Raw genomic sequence first — 24093 nt, 5'->3', positions numbered from 1 at the left:
ATTCCTCCATTGTTAAAATCATTGAAGAAATGAACGTCTCCAGCATTTCTAAATTCACCTAACTTTCCATTCTCAAAGCGACCTTGCACGCTCAGCACCTCATTCTGACTAACAAAAATTTTGTCATTATTGTATAAATTAATACTAGTCTCCTGTGCATTACTTTCTGCATACCCTACTAACACACTAGAAAACAGCACTAACTTTAATACACCTACCTTTTTCATACCTATATTTTTAACACTCATTTATCTTAATTAAATAGAATAATCACATAACAAAATAAAACATTGTAGTAAATAACAAAATTAAAAATAATTTTAACATTAAATAGCCGTTTATAAAAAAAATTTTAACACATTGTAATTAAACCATTATTAACAATAAATTTCCAACTATCATGTTTTAAAAACAATTAGACACAACTATTCTAATTAAAATCTATTATAAAAATATCAAATGGAATGGTAAACAAGATCTAACAACATACATATCCATCCAACATTTCCAAGATAGAATAATTGAAAGTAAAATATTACAAACTAATTCTATTCAATATCACTTAACACACTAAAAAACAAAACTATAAAAAGACCTAATTTATACACTTAAATTTCTCAAATGTGCTAATAGGTATGCTGATACCAAAAATATAAATCAAAAAAAAAGCTCCCTTACGGGAGCTTTTAGTGGCTAATACTGTTAGTTTAACATCCTACAGCAGGATCGGTCGAAAAAAAAATTGTTTTGTTGCTTTTGTATTACGTAATATACGTTTTATACGTTTTTATATTACAATTCTGTAACGATAAATTCACTACGTCTATTTAATTGATGTTCTTCTACTGTACACGGTACACCATTACTACACTTGTTCTGTAATTGTGTCTCTCCGTATCCCTGTCCTGTTACTCGACTTGCATCGATTCCTTGACTGATAATCCACTCTACAGTTGATTTAGCTCTGCGATCTGATAACTTCAAGTTGTAATCATCATTTCCTCTGCTATCTGTATGTGAGCGTACATCTATCTTCATCGTTGGGTATTCTTTCAATACCTCTACCACTTTTATTAATTCAATCGATGCGTCTCTACGGATGTTCGATTTGTCAAAGTCAAAGTAAATAGGGTTTAGCTTAAGTGTCTTAAACAAGTCATCATTCTTAGAGATTGGCTTTTCTGTTTTCTCTAACGGAATATCTTGTTTCTTCACTCCACCTGCCTTAGCATCCATCACTACTAATACTTCTTCCGTATTGTACTTCGGTGCCTCTGCCTTCAGACGGTACTTCTTATTACAGTCTAAATCTTCTACTCTGTAGTATCCCTTTTCATCTGTGATAAGCTCTCCGATAGCAGTATATGCGTTATTATAGATAGTCACTTTAGCATTGGCTAATACCGCTTGTGTATCCTTGTCAAACACAATACCCTCTAAGATCTGGTGACACACTTTCTCCATAAAGAAGTAAATATCATCCCCTCCTACTGAGTTAGCTCTATTTGAACTTACAAATCCCTTGTGAGTTTTCTTATCCACATAGAATCCGAAGTCATCTGTGCTACTGTTTATAGGCGTTCCCATATTAGTAACCTGTCCGATGCTTCCATCTACGTTTATCTTGGCTACAAACACATCTAATCCTCCTAATCCTGGATGTCCATCCGAACTGAAGAACAAGAAGTGATCTTTAGAGATAAACGGAAAAGTCTCTCTTCCTGATGTGTTTACTTTCTTCCCTACATTCTCTACGCTTCCGTATTCGCCTGTTGGATATAGTGCCACTCTAAAGATATCTGACTGACCGATAGTCCCATCTCTGTCTGATGAAAAGTAAAGCCACTTATCATCAGGGGTAAGCGCTGGGTGAGCCGTATTAAAGTTGTCTGAGTTAAACGGCAACTCTTCTACATTTACCCATTTGCCTTCTTCTGATAATGTTGCTTTGTATATTTTTAAGAGCGTTGAGTTGTCTTTATTTAATCTTCTCTTTCCTTTTACACTTGTATTGTTACGCGTGAAGTACATCGTCTTGCCATCTGCTGTAAACACAGCCGTAGCTTCGTTTACTTTAGTATCTAGCTCTGGTGCGAACTTCACAGGCTCATCAAATGTTCCATCTGTGTTAATCTTCGTGCTAAATAGACTTGTAAAACTCTCATTTGTCCAATCGTGTAATCGCTTACCTGACTGATGGTCTGTCTGACGCGCTGACGTATAGATTAGCTGGTCTCCATAGATAGTAGCTCCGTAATCTGAATACGCAGTATTCACTCCGATATTCTTTAATTCATAACGATCTGAGTTGTTCTCTATCTCTTTTAGGTAGCGGTCCTTGCTTGCTTCAAAAAGCTGTGCTCTTGAGTCGTTACCTTCTAACTTAGCGAACTCCTGCATCATCTGACCTGACTTGTCGTAGTTCTCTACAGATTTTAGCGTCTGAGCATAGCGATAGTAATACTCTGATGGGATAGCCTCCTTGCCTTTATCGTCATACTCGCCGTCGAATAACTGCGCATACCACTGATTAGCCTCTAGTAACTTTCCGTTAAAGTAATACGCATCTGCTAGTTTCTTTAGCATATCTGCGTTAGTGTACCCCTTACCTGCGATGCGCTCATAAATCTTGATGGCATCTACATAAGCTTGGGTTTGATATTCTTTATCCGCTTTCTTCTCTGCTACTTTCTGAGCCTGAGTATGCACTCCTGCCAATAATAGCATACCGAATAAGCTTATTTTCAATAGCTCTTTTCTCATAGTTGTGTCTTTGTCCTCTTACACTATCTCTAATATTACTCATCATTATAGACTTCGCTTTCACAAATACATTTAATGAGTCATTTAGTGATTAGAAGAATCGAGGCGCATTAATCGTACTGCGACGGTTAAATAACTCAAATCTCATAAAGATCTCATGTGATCCTGAGTTGTAATGTTTTAAATTAGTAGTGTCAAAATCATAAGAATATCCAATAAACATATTGTCATTCACTTGGAATCCCGCTAATGCACTTACTGCTGCATCCCAACGATACGCTGCTCCTAATGTGAATTTCTCATATAATAATACATTCGCTGTTAGATCAACTTGTAGTGGTGATCCACTTACTGCCTTTACTAAAGCTGCTGGTTTAAACAACACATCTTCACTGATATCAAATACATATCCTCCCATTAAATAGAAGTGCATCTTTTGACGCATTGTTGCCACAGATGTTTCTCTGTCATTATCCTTATATCTATCTGTTGTTAGAAAGTTAGGTACAGATACTCCTAAATATGCTTTATCAGAATACATATAAAGTCCCGCTCCTATATTTGGATTAAACTTGTTACTGATATTCTCCTGTGAATTAGGATCTGTTGGGTTGTGGATATTAAGTTTTGTATAATCTACGTTTAATAGATTAGCTGTTCCCTTAAGACCAAAAGCCAATTTATAATCCTCATTTAAATCAATAGCGTAAGATAAATCTACAGAGATATTATTCTCATCCATCGCACCGATACGGTCATTAGTGAAGTTAACTCCTAATCCCAATCCGCTATCTCCAAGTGGAGTTGACACAGATATATTAGCTGTCTTAGGTGCTCCTTCTAGTCCTACCCATTGTGTGCGGTACATACCGAATACGTTTAACGTTCCTCTGCTTCCTGCATAGGCTGGGTTAATCATATTCGCATTATACATATACTGTGTATACTGTGGATCTTGTTGAGCTTGCATTTGTGAAAAACAGCCTAAGGCGAATAGGCTGATTCCGATTTTCTTTATGTTTTGTTGAATATTCATATATTCTCTTACTTATTGCTTTCTAAATGTAGATAACCTGATTTTTTAATCATGCGTGAACCTTTGGCATCTTTGTATTCATAGTTCACGATGTAGAAGTATGTCCCTGTAGGTAACTTCTCATTTTTACTTATTGTTACACGACCATCTGAATATCCTTTAAACACATTACCTGCGCTGTCGTAATTCTTCGTATCGTATACTTTTACTCCCCAGCGGTTATAAACCTCTACCGTGTTATTTGGGAATTTGTTGATATTATCTATGATAAAGTAGTCATTCTTACCATCTCCATCTGGAGTTACAAGGTTGTAAATAACGATATCACCTTCTAATAACAAGTCTGTCTTAACTGTTGCTAATGTGAAAAATCCATATCCTTTTACACTTGTAGCAGTTGTGATTTCTTTTGCACCAAGGTTAACTACTCCACCTTCATCTACCCATAGTTGTTGTTTTGCATCCCAACGTACGATGTGTAATTCTTTTTCTGGATCTGTTAGTAACTCCGCTGGCGTAGTGCGCTCATCCCAACTTAATGTTAGCATAATATCGCCCTTGCTGTTGTCTGTTCCTTTATCTACAGTCCAGTACTCGCGCTGGTCTAAAAGATTAATCACTCCTGAAACGGCTGGACGTGCTCTAAAGAAGTTCTTATCATCTAAGTTATACTTCCCTTGGTAAGCGTCTTTTACGTTCTCAGGCGCAGTGATTCTAGCATATCGATAAAGCCCTTTGTCCCCCTTAGGATACTGAAACTCCTCGTTACCGATCTTCTCTACATACCCTTCTGCGTGACTCTTATCTGTTGGTTTTAATGCTTTAGCTCCTTGGTGAAAAGTAAGCATACCCGCTAAAGAGTCTACTTTGATAATTCCGTCCTTAAAGTCTACACTTCCACGTACATTCGCTTCATTCTTTAGATCAAAAGCCATATCCTTAGTTGAGTTATCTAAAACAACATCAAAGAAGTTTGACGGTTGACTTCCTGTGATATGTTGCGCACCAGTTGCTTGTTCAAATGGAGTAAATACCGCCTTTGAACCTTTTGCATTGTTACTGTGCTCGTATAAATTATCATTGTTGAAATTGCTGTAGTAATAAACCGTTCCATCATTCTTCACATAACCTTCTTTTGTATTGTCAAAATCATAGATTGTTGACATTACTCCACCTTCTGCTACTGAAATCTTTCCTTGGTTTACCATTACTTGATCTTTCTTAGCCTGCTGTGCTACTACTGTAGCTGGCAACGCTAGACCTAATAAGGCAACTGATTTATATAGTTTTTTTGATTGCATAGTTTTCAGTTTTAAACACTGTGTTAGTACGAATACTAACACAGTTATTTAGGTTTAATATCTCACTTTTTGGTAAATCATCGGATTAGTTATCAATAATCCATTCCCTTTTAAAGGAACATATGTATGAAAAGGGTTACTAGAATCCCATCCTTCATCCCCTTCCTTATATGGTGTTGGATCTGTTGATTTTACATCAACAGTACGTGTTGATTTAGGCAATTTACCAACTCCTGTTACAGTCGCTTGGTTGTAAACTCCTTTCGTTTCGAATACATCAGCTTCAGTTACTTTATAAGATACTGTAAAAGTCCACGTTTCATTTCTATTTAAAATACCATTATTGTTTTTATCTCCAGTGAAAGTTACTCCTTCCTGCAAAGGTAAATGTGTGTTTTCATCCAGTTTAATAGTAAAACCAAATAGTTGATCTACTATCTCTACATCATGAATATCCATATCTCCTAAGTTCCTAACATCAAAAGTATATAAGATTGTTTCACCTACTTGTGCATATTCATCTTTACTTTCATCTACAAATACCCCTTCTTTCTCAATTGTACAAGTCTCACACTCTTTTTGCTGCTGACCATAACCAAAACCATACATTCTAGTTACGTTAACTACATTTTGAGTTACTTTTATTTCATTTGCAGAAGAATTACTACTATCATTATTCCATGCAATTGAAGATAATTGAACAGTTTTTTTAGTACGTTTATCAAATACCTCTAACTCTTCTAGATCACTCTCCTCTGTTCGTTTTCCATACAACTTAACATTACCCCATTTATCTATAATAACCTGAACAGTAGGTACAGGATTATTAAAGCGATCTTTTAAATCAAAAGTTGCTCCTTGATGAAACAGCCAAATATCATTAATTGTTCCATCTTCCCAAATACCACCAGCTTTAAAACGTACATTTTGTTCTAATCCACCATCTTTCTGAAACTCTAATTCTTCTGTATGTAATGGAACACCATTAATTATCATATTAAAAGAGTTATCTAACTCATAAATATCTAGTATAAAACCTCCATCTGTTCCTGGCTGCGTAAAACTTTCTTCAATAACTTTTTTCCCACCTAATTCACCTGCATAATATCCCCATCCAAAACCTTTACCTACTATATCTTGATAACACTCATCTGCACAAGTAATATTAGAGACATGAATTCCACAGCTTGGATTTTGAATACGTTTAGAGAATGTAATATTATCTATAAGTGTATGCCCAAAACCTTTTCCTGTTTCTAAAGCTCTATCTTGACTACCTCGAATAGCAATCTTCACATTTTTACTTACCACATCATCACATGCAGCTTCTGCAAATGTAAAACTAGCTGTCAACGGTACCCATCCTAAACTAAATCCTTCTGGTTTAGCTCCTTCTGGTAATCCAACACCTCCATACTTTAGTGGAACTGATGCATAGATATGACCTGTATCTTTATCTAACACATCCATGATCATATAATCTTTATCATGGTAAGTCACATAAGAATAGATATCTAAAGTATAAACTCTGTCTTTCTCTATTTTTTCTGCTAATTCAAACTCATAAAATGGTTTAATACTTTGCGCAGCTGAAGCAGCTCCTCTTACTAAGAATGCTGAACCATTTACTGCTCCAGACATATCTCTTATTGCTTTAGCATTATCCCAAGCTGGAGTCCAGTCAAAATTACTATTTGCTATAGTTGGATCATTACTTGGTGCATTCTCTACCCAGATTCCTTCATGCCAAGAATCTGTTGTTGGAATTCCCATCTGTACATACCCAGGAGGATTTACAGAGTAATATCCATTTTTGATACGCGCTACAGAGATAGCTTCACTATGAGGATTTCTATTTGCTCCTGCATAACGTGTATCGTTAACACCTGGTGCAAAAAGATATGATGCTGTCGCTCCTCCTCTAGGTCCTTGTCTACGTATCGAACCATCCTGATTTGTTAATATCTCTCCATTCGTTCCAATACTAATTGAAGCTCTCTGTGTCCAATCCGTTCTTCCTGAATTCACATTCCAATATCCACGATCAAAATCTTCAAAATACAATATCTTATCTACACATTCTCCAAGTGCCATAAAGACAACTTCTTTGATATTGTTACATCCTATCGATCCATTACTTCCTGTACCTAACTTAACCAAATCATTATTATAACACTCATAATGTGGATTCGTTGGCTTCACATTTGGGTCTCCATTCGTTGCATCTGGATCAGAAACATCAGCAGGTCTCATAATCGTTGATTCTGCAATCATTGATCCTGTCATACCGTTTAACACTCCTGTGATTTTATACTCAACTGTACATCCATTAGGTATTTGTAATTCTGAACGGAATGTACGCGTTAGAGGATCATAAGTAAGTGCTACTGATTCTTTAGCATTTCCATTTGCACATTTAAAAGTTGCTTTTACTCCTTTTGGATTAACAACATCTACTCCAGGAGGAACTGTAAATGTAAAAGGTGCCCCATGGATTCCTTTACTAGTATCTGCTATAATATCAGAAGGTCCTTTATTACCAGCTGTCACAACATAATCTACCGTATCTCCTTTATATCCTTTACTAGTACCACCTACTTTATAAGTAATATTAGTATAAAGGTCAGCCTCTTTTATAACTACAGTAGTCTTAATTTCTTTCTTATTTCCAACTCTAAAAGTCCAAGTATCCATTGACTTTTTATCACCAAATGTATTACTTGATCCAGAACCTCCTTCACCCCATTTATGTCCATTAGTATTACTACTAATTCCCTTATTCCCAGGTTTTAAATGACTATTATTTTTAGGCGAAACATTTTCTCCATATCTACTATTAACATCGGGTATATCACTATCATTCCAAAACACTAAATCCGATAGCACATTATTGTAATCATTGTAATCTAATAATTCAATTGCTATTCCTCCTTTATTGTATTCCATATCAAAGAAAGGAAAGTGAACTTCAGCACCTTGCAATTGTACATTTAGATCAACAGGAACTACACCTTTTAGTTTTGTTTCTCCATCTGCTCCTACTCCATCCCAATAAATTTTATTGTGTCCCTCTTTAGTATTTCCTTCTAATTTTTTAAATACAGATCCATTACTTAAAATATCTATAGTAAATTGTTGTCCACTCACGGGGACATCAAACTCTATGTATCCACCTTTATGTCCAAAAATTCCTACTGTACCTTCAGCACCTACTATCTTTACATTAGAGACTTCTGGTTCTATTACTTTAGGATTTAACCAAGTCGTTAAACCATAAGATCCACTATTAATAGCTACTTTTGCTTTTAAAGGCATATCTCTAGCTGGTAATGTATAGTATATCTTATGGGTAATATTACTATCATTATCAGGTGTATTAGGATTATGAATATTATCGATAACTTGACTAGCTTCATTATTCATACTCTTATACAAAGAATTCTTTGTTTTAACATCATAGAAACCATTGTTATTCACAAAGAAAGCCCATACAATTCCTGACGAACCTTTGTGTGTAACTCTGTACGTAAAACCATCATTGGTACGAACAAAAAATTGTCCTTTAAATTTTACATCTTGATAATTTGTTCCACTATTAAAATTTCCATTAGAAAAGTTTAAATTCGTAGCATAAACCCTACCATCAACAAACTCTTTGTTACTTTCATTAATAACTGATACATCCCAAGCTATAATACTAAAAGCGTCAACTTCTTTCCATTGACTATCTGCTAATTGAACATATCCTGTTTCTCCAACACGATTATTACCAACTGTTCTTTGTCCAGTAAACTCTACACGATAAATCCCCTCTCCTCCTTTTGGAACTTTATAATAAATAGGAGTATATCCACCTTGACTAATTGTTGACAATTTAGGTCCAGCTAACTCAGCTGTACGATTAGCAATTTGCCCTTCTGTCTTATTTTGATTTATAAGAATCTCCCCATTAGGTCCATACAAATAAATTCCTCCTTTTTCATCATTATACTTCCCCCATCTATCTGTAGAATTAGTTCCTTGTGCTGAAGATGCCATTGTGATTGTTTCTCCTGCTTTTGCATATACGTAATGTGCTCCAGCATTTGGAAAAGGTATTGCTTCTGGGGAGCTATGTTTATTCCCCAATAACATAGCACGATGTCCGTCAGCACCTAGAGGATATAAATTTCTAGAACCATCTGCCAACATGGTGGTACTTACTCCTAAGACTATGCTTAAAGTAAGTACAACCTTTATTGTTATCTTATTTATAATTTTATATATCATATTATATTTATAATTATAATTTAATTTTATAAGCGTTATGAGTCATTTCTAGCTCATAACGCTTAACTGTTTTAATTCGTTATTTGATTACAAAAACGATATTCATATAAGATGCTGGTGTTGCATTACCAATGATATCATAAGTAAGCTTACCATCTCTACCTATTTTTAGATTAGCAAATACTTTTGTGTCATAATAAGTTACATAATAATGTAACTCTCCACTTTCAAACACAGCTATATCTGCTGGAGCACCTTCACTACCAACAATTCCTCCTGCATAAGGCATTTTGTATCCATTAGCACCATGAGCAATATCATAATTTGCATTTCCTGCTCCTACTTTTCCTCCAGTAAACTGATCTACATATTCTTTATATAGATCTCTTACTAAGCCATTTCCTTTTGCATTCGTATCAAAAATAACCGCTGGCATATAAAAGAATTGTGGAGCTACTTTACTTTGATTTTTCCAAGAAGGATTACCATCTGTATCTGTAACTAACACTTGATTATTACCTGCCTTAGCAATATCTTCTGGTTTAATAGTACCATTTGCAATATGCTCAGTAGTAATTTTGTCTTTAGCAATATTTAATTTTACATCAGCTAATAAAGACTGCACAGCTGTAGTAGCTGTAGCATTACTATCAGCTCCAATAACAATAACACCATCTGTACTTAATGTTTTAGCATCAGTAACATTTGCTACACCTACATTTGGTGTGCCTGGTTCCCATTGCTTATTAGTTGTATTATAAACTAAAGCTTGACCATTTGTATTAGGCGGTACATTACTTACTGGAGTACCTTGAATAGCATTAACTACTGTTTTTCCTCCTTTAAGTGTTACATCTCCTGCTAACGTTAACTTAGCCTCTTTATCATTAACTGTAGTTATTAACTCTGTACCATCTGTTTTAATAGCATTAGTAGTTGTAGGCACTATTTCTGATTGTGCTACCCAAGTAGCTTTACCTTCTTTAGTAACCATTACTTGTCCATTAGTACCAGGAGCAACCTCTAAGTCAATATTTTTAAAAGTAGATCCCTCACTTGCTTCTCCTTTATTTACAACAATAGTTGTAGAAGTAACATTACCTGTAGCTAATTTTTCTTTAGCAGTTTCGTAGTTAACTGTTAAGTTACCAGCACCATCTACATTTAATCCTTCTCCTGCTTTTACTACACCTGCTACATCTTTAGTAGCTGTTGGAACGTCTAAAGTATATTTAATAGAATTACCTTCTTTCAATTCAGAAACTTTAATGTTAGTTCCTTGAACTAAAGTAGTAATAGTCTCATTTCCTTTTACAACTGTATCTAATGTTTGGTAAACTACATTTCCATCCTTATCTGCAATTCCTACACGCGCACCTTCTTCTGTTGTTTCACCTGCATTTAACTTCTCTGATGTAACTGCTTTATCTCCTAATTTATCTGTAGAAATTCCTTTATTTGCGATCTGAATTCCTGCGTCTGCTAATAGCTTAGCTGCCCCATCTGTAGTTCCTGTAAATTCAAGCCCTCCTGATACTGATAAATCTCCTTTACTTGTTGCAATTGTATTTGCTAACTCATCTAATGCATCTTTTACATTTGTTGATGTTAAGCCTGAATTAGTGCTATCATAAAGAATATTATCTGAATTGATATTTATCGTTGCTATTGGATTACCTTTTGAATCCTTAAAGATATATTTACCTTCTGTTTTAGATAAATCTTCTACATTAACAAGCTTAGGATCAATAGTTACTCCTGTCGCTCCTTTTATAGGATCTCCATTTGCATCTATTTGTTTCTCATTATAATAAGTATATGTACCATCTGCATTTTTAACTAACACAGTTACAGTCTCATTTCCTTTTACAACTGTATCTAATGTTTGGTAAACTACATTTCCATCCTTATCTGCAATTCCTACACGCGCACCTTCTTCTGTTGTTTCACCTGCATTTAACTTCTCTGATGTAACCGCTTTATCTCCTAATTTATCTGTAGAAATTCCTTTATTAGCTACCTGGATATTAGCATCTGCTAATAATGCTTTAACTCCTGTTGTTTTAGCAAGAAACTCAAGACCTCCTGATACTACTAAATCTCCACTAGTTCCTTCTACTGTAGTAATCTTATTTAATAACTCTACTAAAGCGTCTTGTACATTAGTGCTAGTAAATGAAGTGTTATCTTTGTTGAAAGCAATACCTTTTGCATTAGCATCTATCTCGCCAACTACAACTCCTGCTGAGTTTTTGAACTCATAAACATTCTTCGTAGTATTTAATGCCACAGATACTTCTTTAGGATCAATAGTTACTCCTGTCTCTCCAGTTAATGGTTGACCATCTGCACCTATTTGTTTTTCATTATAATAAGTATAAGTACCATCGGCATTTTTAACTAACGCAGTTACAGTCTCATTACCTTTAACGATAGTGCTAAACTTAGAGTTATCTACGTTCTCATATTTTTGAGTTGTTTCATTCCATTCTTGGAACACTACATCACCTTCTTTATTGTAAACAATCTTAGTGAATCCACCCTTTGTTTCAGTTACGTATTTAATGTATTCATCTACATTAGTGAATGTACGTCCATCAACAGTTACAGGTTGTTTAACGATAGTTTCGAATTGCTTAACTACGCTTGATGGAATATCAACGATAGTTTTAGTTCCATTCTCACTAGTATAAGTATATGTACCGTTTTTATTATCTAATAATGTCGTAACAGTCTCGTTACCTTTAACGATAGTGCTAAACTTAGAGTTATCTACATTCTCATATTTTTGAGTTGTTTCATTCCATTCTTGGAATACTACATCACCAGTAGATTGATCATATACGATTTTTGTAAATCCACCTTTAGATTCTGTTAGATAAGTAATATAATCATTCACTGTTTTGAATGTACGACCATCTACATTAACAGGACCGTTATTTACAATCTCTTCTAAGTTATTCACCACACCACCTACAACATCAACAGCATAGATACCTTTAGGCAAATTAGCAGCATCTACTGTAGTTGGTACTACACCTTTATTAGCTACTAAATACTCTTCCGCTACATAATATTGTTTCTTGTTTACAGTGATAATAGCAGTCTTACTTTCATTAGCAGTTACCACAGAGTTAATAGAAACTTCTTTTCTATCACCTTCTTTAGTTACATAAGTAAGCTTATCACCTTCATAATAAACGTTACCTCCTACGTGCGTTCCATCTAAATAGTTAGTGATGTGTTCTTGAACAGTTTTATTATTGATGATATCACCAAATTTATTGATAACTGTTTCTTTTACTTTAATACGAATACCTTCACCGATGATCTTACCATTGCGATCTACAGCATTCTCGTTATAATATATATAGTCTCCACTAGCCTCGTCATAAACGATAGTAGTAAGCTTATCTTTAATCTCTTGTTTTATTACCTTATCACCTTCTTTAGTATAAGTATATAACTTATCACCTTCGTAGATAACATTACCTTCTGTATTCTTAACTATATTCTTGATGATATTTTGAACTTTATCACCATCCTTATTCACTATTTCTTGAAACTTGTTTACTACTATCTGTGGGATATCAGCATCAGCAGTTAAACGTTTCCATACATTAATATCCCAATAGTAATATCCAGGTGTAATGTCACCTTGAGTTTTAGTAGCATAAACCATTAAACTCTGAACATTTCCATTAGTAATAGTAACAGCATCAGTAGTACTATTTAAGGGTACGTTTGGTATTAATAAACCTCGGTTTTTTGATTCGATCAATAATTCTGCAGATTTATTAGGTGTAGCAGTACCAATACCTACTTGTGCATTGGCAGCCATAGTTCCTAATAAAAGTGCAACAGGAAGTAATCTTTTTTTCATAACTCGCTATTTTTTAATCTATTCTATACAGTTGTTTTAGCATTTTCAAATCCCAAAATTGGGGATGTAAATAACACAACAAAGATTAGCTTAAAACGCGCAAAAGATGTCCTATATAATTGGGGTTTACTAAACTCTAATTAATTGAAACGATAATAAAATGAAACTAGATTACTGAAACATACATACTTACAAAAACTAGTCTTGACTAATACTTTCGTAATATGCCTTTAGGTAATCGGATGGGGCTGACCCTGTAAAATCTTTAAAATTGCGAAAAAAAGAAGCCCTCGATTTGAATGGACTAAGTGCTAAAAGATCATTTACACTTAACTTGGCTTCCTTGTGATTGTGAATATACGAAATTATATACTCAATACGAAGTTGATTGATGAATTTATTGAAATTAGAATGGTGAATACTCGAAAAGTACTGTCCCAAATGATGTTTTGATATCTTGGTAATATCAGATAGATCCTCTAATGAAAAGTCAGGATGTAGATAAAGCTTCTGTACGATAAGCGTTTTATTAATTCTGTTCTTATAATCAGTTAATAATTCACTAGCAATTTTTGACTTAGAATATTTCACCTTCTCATTATCTTCTATTTCTATAGTATCCGGCTCTATATCGGTTTTTTCTTCAGTAACTATAGATACATAATTAACAGATAATGAGTTACCTACAAAGTTAAAATCATTTTTCTCTTTGCCTTCTAAGCATTTCGACTCACTAAACACCTGATCTAAAGATCTGTATATCATCATCAAATAGACCATTAAGCCAGTGACAGCTATAGCCAAAAGCATACGATACAAACTAAAATAAGAAAATTCTAAGAAGAAAAATGAAACCAAAACCACTCCTATAAACAGTAGAAGTGTATTAATAGCCATAAAGTGAAGTCGCAAAGAATCCTTAAGAGAGGTTCTGCTTACTAATAACGAAAAAGTTTTGACCGAATAATAAACAGTCAAAACACCCTCGAATGCAAATAGTGTATAAAAAAAGGCATAGATGAACTGATCACTAAGCTTATCTGACACTAACGCTAAAAAAATATAACCTGAAGCAAAAAAGCTAGGTATCAAAAACTGTTTATTATAAAGAACAGCTTTACTTTTTACTAATGATGAAGTAGTAATACTCTCTATAAACAAGAAAAAATACAGTCCGTAAAATAAAAAAAACGGAGAACTACTACTCAACAGCAAATTATCTTTGAATACTGTGATTCCTAAAAGTACAGTTAATGCATGACAACCTATCACAAATATAAACTGTCTAAAAACGCTAGGTGCTTTTTTATTAGGATATGGCTTATAGGTTTGCCAAATTAGACAAACACTAATAATCATAATAAATAACAGAATACCAGTAACTATATACTTCGCCATAACTTCTACTTTTCTACAAGCAAATTTCTATAATTTGCCTTGTATTTTAGTCTCAAAAAGTTGGAATTTACTAAATACCAATTAAATGCTACTATAGAAGTCAATACTTTAACGTTATTGATTATTTGAAAGCTTTAGCAAAAATCACAAAAACAACTAATAATCAACACATTGAAGCGCTCAATATTTTACTTATCCCAAAACAACTTCATTAACGATATTTTGTCTTCTAAATTCAGAAGGAGTCATCCCCACAAAGTTTTTGAAATACTTATTAAATGTAATTTTAGAATTAAAACCTACTTCTTGCATTACACCTTCTATCAATAAATTCTGTTTATCACGTAATAATTGCTTTGCATTCTGTATGCGATATTGGGCAACTAAAGAATAGAAGTTACTATTCAACTCTCTATTAATCACCTCTGATAATTCGATTCTATTTATATCTAAAGCTGTAGCAAGATCTTGTAAAGAAAAATCCGCATCTAAATAAGCATCTTCATTTTCTAAAAAGCTAATAATTTCTCTACCAACCTTAGTTGTTGTAGATACTACTGCATTATCAATTTGAACAATCTCCTCTTCTACATGTATAATTCTATCTACCTGTTCAACTTTCTTGCTAACATTCTCGATTGTCAAATTACTTGTTGTAAACACTCTTTCTCTGTTGTCATTTTTCTTTCCAGCCTGTAACATCAATAAATGTATTCCAGTTAATGCCACATAGAATACCAGTACCGAAAACAAAAAGAATTCGATAATACTAGGTTGATTTAAGAATGTATGCACTTTGATTGCGTATAAAAACTTCAAAAAGCTAATAGACGATAATACAACAAAGAAAATATGAAAATAATTGCGAATGATAATATTATTCACCTGTCCTTGTCTCTTTATATAAGCTAGATAAAAAGATATAGTCAAAGCAAACATTCCTATTGCAAAGATGACATTCATCTTTACAGGCGTAATATAATCGCAAAAAATAGCAATCATCAACACGATGAAACCTACTGTGTCAAATAGTTTAACAGATTCTTTACCTGAATCATTAAAATTAATAATTGTCACCATTAAAGGCAAAAACAATAATAATACATCAATATTCAGATCAAAATAGAATACTATGAAATCTAAAATAAAAATAATAGTAGTTAGCAAAGTCAATAATTCAAAGCTATTACTAAAAGTGGGGACTTTCTTTTTTAATAACATATACTTAATTCTAATAAATAAAAGTGTTCTATACATAAGACACTTTATTCACTTGTGGTCACAAATTTATATCATATTTCTAACACATTGAGAAGAAAACACTATTAATCATACACTAAAATTAACCATTATAGTATTTTTAATATACAATATAAACAACAACTAACTTTTATTATAATACACTTTAACAACAAGTATACATATTAGATAAATCTTATAATTAATTCATAATTTTTTCTAAACATCACAAATACCCCCTCAAACCCTCCTAAAAACAGGTATTAATCGCATTATGACCACCTACTAGCAATCAATACTCACTTAATAAACACAATAGAAGTACAGCTTTTAAAACAATACACGATATTCTCCCTACTCGATTTTAATTTAACACATAGACCGTTTTTATAAATAAAACAACTCCACCACTCAAATTATAAAAACTAAACACATCAAATCTCTTAAAACACTACTATTTACTCCATAGTAAGTGATAGATAGATCAACGAAAAGTAGTTATACAAAATAGGCCTGAATTAGTGACGAAAGCATACTATAATAGTATGGTTTTAGAACTAATGAAAGGGCCATGAAGTAGAATTGCTTTATAGTATCTGGCTAATGTGTATTTTGGGTTAAAGAATAACAATTCTATTCTGAAGTATACACAAGCTTTAATACATAGAATCATAAAGATATTGACTCCCTTAGCAGACACATCATAAGACACTTACACAACTTCATTTCTAAAATACTTCACACAATTTTTTTTACCTTTTTTTTAATTTTCCTTCTTAAAAGAGCAAAAAAACACTTTTTAGTCATTCTAAACCGCCTTTTTTTTAACCAACACCCCCTAAATGTGATCTGAGTCATTACTTATTTAATTTTATGTACATTTTTTTCAATCCCTGTTTTATATAAACACCTAAAATACAGTCATTTAACCAAAACCACTTTAGTCACCTATTTCCCTACAATACCCTTTGCCTTCAGTAAATGCAAGGCTTGCTGTGAAATCCTAGGACATTTATAGGAGAATCATAGGACAGTACAAGGGCTGAGAAATTTTTGCCCATGTATGGTCTTATGACTCATCTTCAACTCTCCTTGAACTCTCCCGTAAGGGCAACATTACATTAAACCCTGTTGAGCGTTAAATCTGTATGCCATTTAAGGCGAGTCTATACTAATAAGTCAAATTGAGGAAGCGAGAGAAATAAGTGTATATAGTGCTCTACAGAGTTTAATTCTTTAGAATTTGTGCATACTGGCACTTATGCCTGTGCAACATCTAGCTTCTTCGCTAGAAAAATCTACACGATGCCATTTTTAACGCGCAACCCTTTAAGGACGAAAAGACATCCTATGCTTCATTACCTTTTATGAGTTAATATATTTATCCCTTCCATAATGAATAAAGGCATAAAAAAAACGCCCTCCGTTAAGGAAGGCGTTTCTGGCTTAGTACTGTTAGTTTAGCATCCTACAGCAGGATCGGTCGAAAAAAAATTGATTTTGTTGTTTTGCGTTTTTGAACGATATTATAGTTCTATTGTATCTTATAAATCTGTAACGATAAATTCACTACGTCTATTTAACTGATGTTCTTCTACTGTACACGGTACGCCATTACTACACTTGTTCTGTAGTTGTGTCTCTCCGTATCCCTGTCCTGTTACTCGACTTGCATCGATTCCTTGACTGATTATCCACGCTACAGTTGATTTAGCTCTGCGATCTGATAACTTCAAGTTGTAATCATCATTTCCTCTACTATCTGTATGTGAGCGTACATCTATCTTCATCGTTGGGTATTCTTTCAATACCTCTACTACCTTCATTAATTCGATCGATGCGTCTCTGCGGATGTTCGATTTGTCAAAGTCAAAGTAGATAGGGTTTAGCTTAAGTTTCTTAAACAAGTCATCATTCTTAGAGATTGGCTTTTCTGTTTTCTCTAATGGAATATCTTGTTTCTTCACTCCACCTGCCTTAGCATCCATCACTACTAATACTTCTTCCGTATTGTACTTCGGTGCCTCAGCCTTCAGACGGTACTTCTTATTACAGTCTAAATCTTCTACTCTATAGTATCCTTTATCATCTGTGATAAGCTCTCCGATAGCAGTATATGCGTTGTTATAGATAGTCACTTTAGCATTGGCTAATACCGCTTGTGTATCCTTGTCAAACACAATACCCTCTAAGATCTGGTGACATACTTTCTCCATAAAGAAGTAAATATCATCCCCTCCTACTGAGTTAGCTCTATTTGAACTAACAAATCCCTTGTGGGTTTTCTTATCCACATAGAATCCGAAGTCGTCTGTGCTACTGTTTATAGGTGTTCCCATATTAGTAACCTGTCCAATGCTTCCATCTACATTTATCTTGGCTACGAACACATCTAATCCTCCTAATCCTGGATGTCCATCCGAACTGAAGAACAAGAAGTGATCTTTAGAGATAAACGGGAAGGTTTCTCTTCCTGATGTGTTTACTTTCTTCCCTACATTCTCTACGCTTCCGTATTCGCCTGTTGGATATAGTGCTACTCTGAAGATATCTGACTGACCGATAGTCCCATCTCTGTCTGATGAGAAGTAAAGCCATTTGTCATCTGGTGTAAGCGCTGGGTGAGCTGTATTAAAGTTGTCCGAGTTAAATGGTAACTCCTCTACATTTACCCATTTGCCTTCTTCTGATAATGTTGCTTTGTATATTTTTAAGAGCGTTGAGTTGTCTTTATTTAGACGTCTCTTTCCTTTTACACTTGTATTGTTACGCGTGAAGTACATCGTCTTGCCATCTGCTGTAAACACGGCTGTAGCCTCGTTTACTTTAGTATCTAGCTCTGGTGCGAACTTCACTGGCTCATCAAATGTTCCATCTGCGTTAATCTTCGTGCTAAATAGACTTGTAAAACTCTCATTCGTCCACTCGTGTAATCGCTTACCTGATTGATGATCTGTTTGACGAGCTGACGTATAGATTAACTGATCTCCATAAATAGTAGCCCCATAATCTGAATACGCAGTATTCACTCCGATATTCTTTAGCTCATAGCGCTCTGAGTTGTTCTCTATCTCTTTTAGGTAGCGATCCTTGCTTGCTTCAAAAAGCTGTGCTCTAGAGTCGTTTCCTTCTAACTTAGCGAACTCCTGCATCATCTGACCTGACTTGTCGTAGTTCTCTACAGATTTTAGCGTCTGAGCGTAGCGATAGTAATACTCTGATGGGATAGCCTCCTTGCCTTTATCGTCATACTCGCCGTCGAATAACTGCTCGTACCACTGATTAGCCTCTGGTAACTTTCCGTTAAAGTAATACGCATCTGCTAGTTTCTTCAGCATATCTGCGTTAGTGTACCCCTTACCTGCGATGCGCTCATAAATCTTGATGGCATCTACATAAGCTTGGGTTTGATATTCTTTATCCGCTTTCTTCTCTGCTACTTTCTGAGCCTGAGTATGCACTCCTGCCAGTAATAGCATACCGAATAAGCTTATTTTCAATAGCTCTTTTCTCATAGTTGTGTCTTTGTCCTCTTATTCTTCTAGAAGAATCGAGGTGCATTAATCGTACTGCGACGGTTAAATAACTCAAATCTCATAAAGATCTCGTGTGATCCTGAGTTGTAGTTATGCAATTTAGTAGTATCAAAATCATAAGAATATCCAATAAACATATTGTCATTCACTTGGAATCCTGCTAATGCACTTACTGCTGCATCCCAACGGTATGCAACACCTAAAGTTACCTTATCATATAACAAAGCGTTCGCTGTTAAATCTACTTGTAACGGTGCTCCACTTACTGCCTTTACTAAAGCTGCTGGTTTCAATTTGAAATCCTCACTGATATCAAATACATATCCTCCCATTAAATAGAAGTGTGCTTTCTGACGCATAATCGTTAACTCAGTATCTCTTTCATTATCATCATATCTGTCTGTAGATAAAAAGTTAGGTACAGAGATTCCGAAATACGCTTTATCAGAATACATATAAAGTCCCGCTCCTATATTTGGGCTAAACTTATTCTTGATATTCTCTTGAGCTTCTGATTCAGAAGGATTGTGGATATTAAGTTTTGTATAATCTACATTTAATAGATTAGCTGTTCCCTTAAGACCAAAAGCCAATTTATAATCCTCATTTAAATCAATAGCGTAAGATAAATCCACAGAGATATTATTCTCATCCATCGCACCGATACGGTCATTAGTGAAGTTAACTCCTAATCCCAATCCGCTATCTCCAAGTGGAGTTGACACAGATACATTAGCTGTCTTAGGTGCTCCTTCTAGTCCTACCCATTGTGTACGGTACATACCAAATACGTTTAACGTTCCTCTGCTTCCTGCATAGGCTGGGTTAATCATATTCGCATTATACATATACTGTGTATACTGCGGGTCTTGTTGAGCTTGCATTTGAGAAAAACAGCCTAAGGCGAATAGGCTGATTCCGATTTTCTTTATGTTTTGTTGAATATTCATATATTCTCTTACTTATTGCTTTCTAAATGTAGATACCCTGATTTTTTAATCATGCGCGAACCTTTGGCATCTTTGTATTCATAGTTCACGATGTAGAAGTACGTTCCACTAGGAAGTTTCTCCGATTTGTCTAGAGTTACACGACCATCTGAATACCCTCTAAACACATTACCTGCGCTGTCATAGTTATGAGTATCATAAACTTTAACTCCCCAACGGTTGTAAATCTCTACTGTGTTATTTGGGAATTTGTTGATATTGTCAATGATAAAGTAGTCATTCATTCCATCTCCTTCAGGAGTTACAAGGTTATAAATAACGATATCTCCTTCTAATAACAAGTCTGTTTTAACTGTTGCTAACGTAAAGAATCCATACCCCTTTACACTTGTAGCAGTTGTGATCTCTTTTGCTCCTAGATTAACAACTCCTCCTTCATCTACCCATAGTTGTTGCTTAGCATCCCAACGTACGATGTGTAGTTCCTTCTCTGGATCTGTCAATAACTCCGCTGGCGTAGTGCGCTCATCCCAACTTAGCGTTAGCATGATATTTCCTTTACTATCATCTTTTCCCTTCTCTACAGTCCAGTACTCACGAGTATCTAATAAATTAATAATACCTGATTTGGTTGGTCTCGCTCTAAAGAAGTTCTTATCATCTAAGTTATACTTCCCTTGATACGCGTCTTTTACGTTCTCAGGCGCAGTGATTCTAGCATAGCGATAAAGCCCTTTGTCCCCCTTAGGATACTGAAACTCATCGTTACCTATCTTCTCTACATACCCTTCTGCGTGACTTCTGTCAGTAGGATTGATTGCTTTGGCATTATCTTGAAAACTCAAGTTTCCACTAGATAGTTTAGTCTTCGTATTTACCGTAGAATCTACTTTTATAATTCCATCTTTAAAGTCAACACTTCCGTAAACGTCTATGTTGTTTTTAAGATCAAAAGCCATATTAGGTGTAGCATTATTTAATACTACATTATGAAAAGAAGATAGACCATCACCAGAGATCAACTGACTACCTTTCTCTCCATCGAAACGTTGAAATACAGCTTTAGCAGTTTCTTTTTTCGTTTTGGTTGCGTAGTCACCATCGTTATTAAAATTGCGATAGTAATAAGTCGTCCCATCACTTAGTACACTTCCTGTAGTAGTATTATTAAAATCATAAGCAGTAGACACCACTCCCTCAGAAGCGACACTGATCATACTGCCGTGATTTACAAATACCTCTTTCTTCTCTTGCGCCATCGCAGAACCTGCAGTTCCCAATAGAGCAAAGTATAAAGAGCGATTAATATATATAGTTTTCATAGCTATTTTACTTTTTGGTAAATGTGAGGATTAGAGATAAACAAACTCTGTCCTTTTAATGGCACATACGTATGATAAGGTCTTGAAGGATCCCATCCAATATCACCAGCTTTATAAGGCGTTGGATCTTTAGATCCTACTCCAATCGGCATTTTTGACGCATTCGATACTCCTGTACCATTTACAGTTGCATGGTTATACACACCTTTCGTTTTATAGATATCATTAGCAGTTACCTTATAATTAACTGTGAACGTCCACGTTTCTGTTTTATCTAAGATAAAGTTACCATTAGCATCACCAGTCATAGTAACGTTAGAAGGAATCACTTTTTTGTCTTTAGCATCTACTTTAATATCAAAGCCAAATAGCGGATCATCAATTGTCACATCATGGATCTCCATATCCCCTAAGTTCTTTACATTAAAAGTATAAGTGATTACTTCGCCTGGTTTTACATTATTAGGATTAGCTTCTTTAGATAATTCTCCTTCTTTCTCTACAGTACATGTTTCACAAGCTTTAATTTGTTGCCCGTAACCGAAACTTGTCATTAAAGTCTGACCATCAACATCTTGTTTAACCTCAATCTTATTAACATCTTTACCTGTACCTGTTTTCTTCCAATCAACTTTATTTAAAGGAATTGCTTCCTTTGTTTTTTTATCAAATGTCTCTAATTCTTCTAATTCGCCACCTGTATTTCTTATACCATATATTGAAGCTACACCATCTTTATCAATAACTACTCGGATAGCAGGTTTTGGATTATTTGTACGATCAGTTAAATTAATCTTCGCTCCCTTGTTAATATTCCACACTGCAGAAATATCATTATCACCAAAAACACCTTTATCACTTTTAAAACGAATATTATTCTTTCCTTTTTGAAAGTCTATCTCCTCCTTATATAACTGTTTCCCATTGGTAATCATATTAAAAGAGTTATCTAACTTGTAAATATCTAGTACAAACCCTCCATCTGTTGCAGGTTGATCGATTTGTTTAACCACGGGATTACTTGGTGGTTTTATACCTCCTTCATCGTTATACACCCATGTAAAACCATTACCAACAACATCAGAGAAACAATTAAAACCTTTTAATCCATTATCTACTTTAGGTGTAACCTCTGAAGTATTGTTATTTGGATCTGGATCTGGGTCATTTGAAGTAATTGTAGCTTTATTAGTATAATCACCTAAAGGATTTACCAACGCTTTTACCTTTAAAGTAGCCGTTTCATGAATTGCTTGTAAATTACCAATAGTCCAAACGCCAGTCTTCTCATCGAATTTACCAGTACTTGGTGTAGCGCTAACAAACGAATAACCATTAGGTAACAAGTCAGTTACTTTTACTCCTGTACCATCATAAGGACCTAAGTTAGTAGCTGTTAAAGTAAACTCAACATTCTCACCTGCCTTTACAGACGCTTTATCAATAGTCTTCTCTATCTTAACATCCGCTCCTGTAGTCCCTTGAATCTTTTGGATAATTACACCTGAGTCGTAAGCCGCATCCTTTGAATCAGCGATTGCAATTTTAAAACTATAAGTTTGTCCTCCCTGTAATCCTATTAAATCATAAGTAATCAACTTCGTTAGACCATTGTACTCTATAAATACTGGTTTTGGTCCCTTATTCTCCCAATTTCCTTGTAAACCATTTTCATTTAACTTAGTATCATGCCCATTATTAATATATTGTGACGTTTGTCCTAAATCAGTTTTAGCTTTTCTTTTCCCATAAGTTTCTGATCCATAAGCCCCTCCATTTACACTATTAATAGAGATTACATTACCATTGGTTGGTAATTTTGCCATATTAACAGTCCCATTAATACCAGGTCCCTTAACAAAAAAACCAAATGCATCATTATACTCTGTACCTACAAATGTTGGATATTCATCTGAACCAAACTGAAATGCTACACGTAAAGCAGAAGTATGTGATGCTAAAGTCACATCAAATGTATAAACAATAACATCCCTATTAGCTAACTCATAAATACCTTTTAAATCTTCATCATTATAACTATCGTATTTACTATATGAATCAAAACGATCTTTAGTATTTCTGTTTATCAAATGTTTTTCGGCCTTTCCTGTAGCAAACAACACTCCTTTGTCCATTCCTAGCCCAGCATTCAAACCTCCTGAAAAAATAGCCATCTGTTCATTATCTCCGAAAACTATTTTAGCATTAGAAAGAGTCAGGCCTCCACCATTTAATGCTGTAAGAACTTCATCAATAGTTGGGCGAACCTTATCTAACTTCACTTGTACAGGATTTGCTACCTGTGCAAAAACATTTAAACCAAAACCAACAACAGCAAGTACTACAAATAATAGTTTAGACAAACTATTATGCATTTTAATAAAACTATTCTTCAT

General features: G+C 34.5%; 11 protein-coding genes and 1 pseudogene. All 12 read right to left on the bottom strand.

Features of this window, described 5'->3' with window-relative positions:
- Positions 1-227, bottom strand: a pseudogene (locus CF599_RS09780) (gliding motility-associated C-terminal domain-containing protein); the annotation flags it as partial.
- Positions 228-792: 565 nt separating this feature from the next.
- On the bottom strand, positions 793-2763 hold the full coding sequence (locus CF599_RS09775; protein ID WP_173835537.1) for an OmpA family protein: 1971 nt from the start codon (positions 2761-2763) through the stop codon (positions 793-795).
- Positions 2764-2854: 91 nt separating this feature from the next.
- On the bottom strand, positions 2855-3799 hold the full coding sequence (locus CF599_RS09770) for a type IX secretion system membrane protein PorP/SprF (RefSeq protein WP_121965848.1): 945 nt from the start codon (positions 3797-3799) through the stop codon (positions 2855-2857).
- Positions 3800-3807: 8 nt separating this feature from the next.
- Positions 3808-5100: a gliding motility-associated C-terminal domain-containing protein gene (locus CF599_RS09765; protein ID WP_121965847.1), complete on the bottom strand. Its 1293-nt coding sequence runs from the start codon at positions 5098-5100 to the stop codon at positions 3808-3810.
- A gap of 54 nt (positions 5101-5154) precedes the next feature.
- Complete coding sequence (locus CF599_RS09760) at positions 5155-9369, bottom strand: hypothetical protein (RefSeq protein WP_121965846.1); 4215 nt, start codon at positions 9367-9369, stop codon at positions 5155-5157.
- Between the two features lie 79 nt (positions 9370-9448).
- A complete protein-coding gene (locus tag CF599_RS09755) occupies positions 9449-13252 on the bottom strand; it encodes a hypothetical protein (RefSeq protein WP_121965845.1) in 3804 nt (1267 codons plus the stop codon).
- 198 nt (positions 13253-13450) lie between these two features.
- Positions 13451-14650 (bottom strand): AraC family transcriptional regulator, encoded by a 1200-nt coding sequence (locus CF599_RS09750; protein WP_121965844.1) that lies wholly within the window; start codon positions 14648-14650, stop codon positions 13451-13453.
- Positions 14651-14842: 192 nt separating this feature from the next.
- Positions 14843-15871, bottom strand: coding sequence for a helix-turn-helix domain-containing protein (locus CF599_RS09745; RefSeq protein ID WP_158221779.1), 1029 nt, complete (start codon positions 15869-15871; stop codon positions 14843-14845).
- A gap of 1562 nt (positions 15872-17433) precedes the next feature.
- Positions 17434-19404: an OmpA family protein gene (locus CF599_RS09735; RefSeq protein ID WP_173835535.1), complete on the bottom strand. Its 1971-nt coding sequence runs from the start codon at positions 19402-19404 to the stop codon at positions 17434-17436.
- Positions 19405-19430: 26 nt separating this feature from the next.
- On the bottom strand, positions 19431-20375 hold the full coding sequence (locus CF599_RS09730) for a type IX secretion system membrane protein PorP/SprF (protein ID WP_121965842.1): 945 nt from the start codon (positions 20373-20375) through the stop codon (positions 19431-19433).
- An 8-nt stretch (positions 20376-20383) separates the two neighbouring features.
- Entirely contained in the window at positions 20384-21697 is a 1314-nt protein-coding gene (locus CF599_RS09725) for a gliding motility-associated C-terminal domain-containing protein (RefSeq protein ID WP_121965841.1), read from the bottom strand.
- Between the two features lie 2 nt (positions 21698-21699).
- Positions 21700-24093 (bottom strand): DUF11 domain-containing protein, encoded by a 2394-nt coding sequence (locus tag CF599_RS09720; RefSeq protein ID WP_121965840.1) that lies wholly within the window; start codon positions 24091-24093, stop codon positions 21700-21702.

The sequence above is a fragment of the Myroides sp. N17-2 genome (assembly GCF_002286775.1).
In the GTDB taxonomy this organism is placed as follows: domain Bacteria; phylum Bacteroidota; class Bacteroidia; order Flavobacteriales; family Flavobacteriaceae; genus Flavobacterium.
Note: the sequence above shows the minus strand (reverse complement) of the source record. Positions and strands in the feature narration are given on the sequence as shown.

Coding starts and splice junctions, on each gene's coding strand:
- CF599_RS09775 (WP_173835537.1), bottom strand. CDS start 2,763: ATGAGAAAAGAGCTATTGAAAATAAGCTTATTCGGTATGCTATTATTG.
- CF599_RS09770 (WP_121965848.1), bottom strand. CDS start 3,799: ATGAATATTCAACAAAACATAAAGAAAATCGGAATCAGCCTATTCGCC.
- CF599_RS09765 (WP_121965847.1), bottom strand. CDS start 5,100: ATGCAATCAAAAAAACTATATAAATCAGTTGCCTTATTAGGTCTAGCG.
- CF599_RS09760 (WP_121965846.1), bottom strand. CDS start 9,369: ATGATATATAAAATTATAAATAAGATAACAATAAAGGTTGTACTTACT.
- CF599_RS09755 (WP_121965845.1), bottom strand. CDS start 13,252: ATGAAAAAAAGATTACTTCCTGTTGCACTTTTATTAGGAACTATGGCT.
- CF599_RS09750 (WP_121965844.1), bottom strand. CDS start 14,650: ATGGCGAAGTATATAGTTACTGGTATTCTGTTATTTATTATGATTATT.
- CF599_RS09745 (WP_158221779.1), bottom strand. CDS start 15,871: ATGTTATTAAAAAAGAAAGTCCCCACTTTTAGTAATAGCTTTGAATTA.
- CF599_RS09735 (WP_173835535.1), bottom strand. CDS start 19,404: ATGAGAAAAGAGCTATTGAAAATAAGCTTATTCGGTATGCTATTACTG.
- CF599_RS09730 (WP_121965842.1), bottom strand. CDS start 20,375: ATGAATATTCAACAAAACATAAAGAAAATCGGAATCAGCCTATTCGCC.
- CF599_RS09725 (WP_121965841.1), bottom strand. CDS start 21,697: ATGAAAACTATATATATTAATCGCTCTTTATACTTTGCTCTATTGGGA.
- CF599_RS09720 (WP_121965840.1), bottom strand. CDS start 24,093: ATGAAGAATAGTTTTATTAAAATGCATAATAGTTTGTCTAAACTATTA.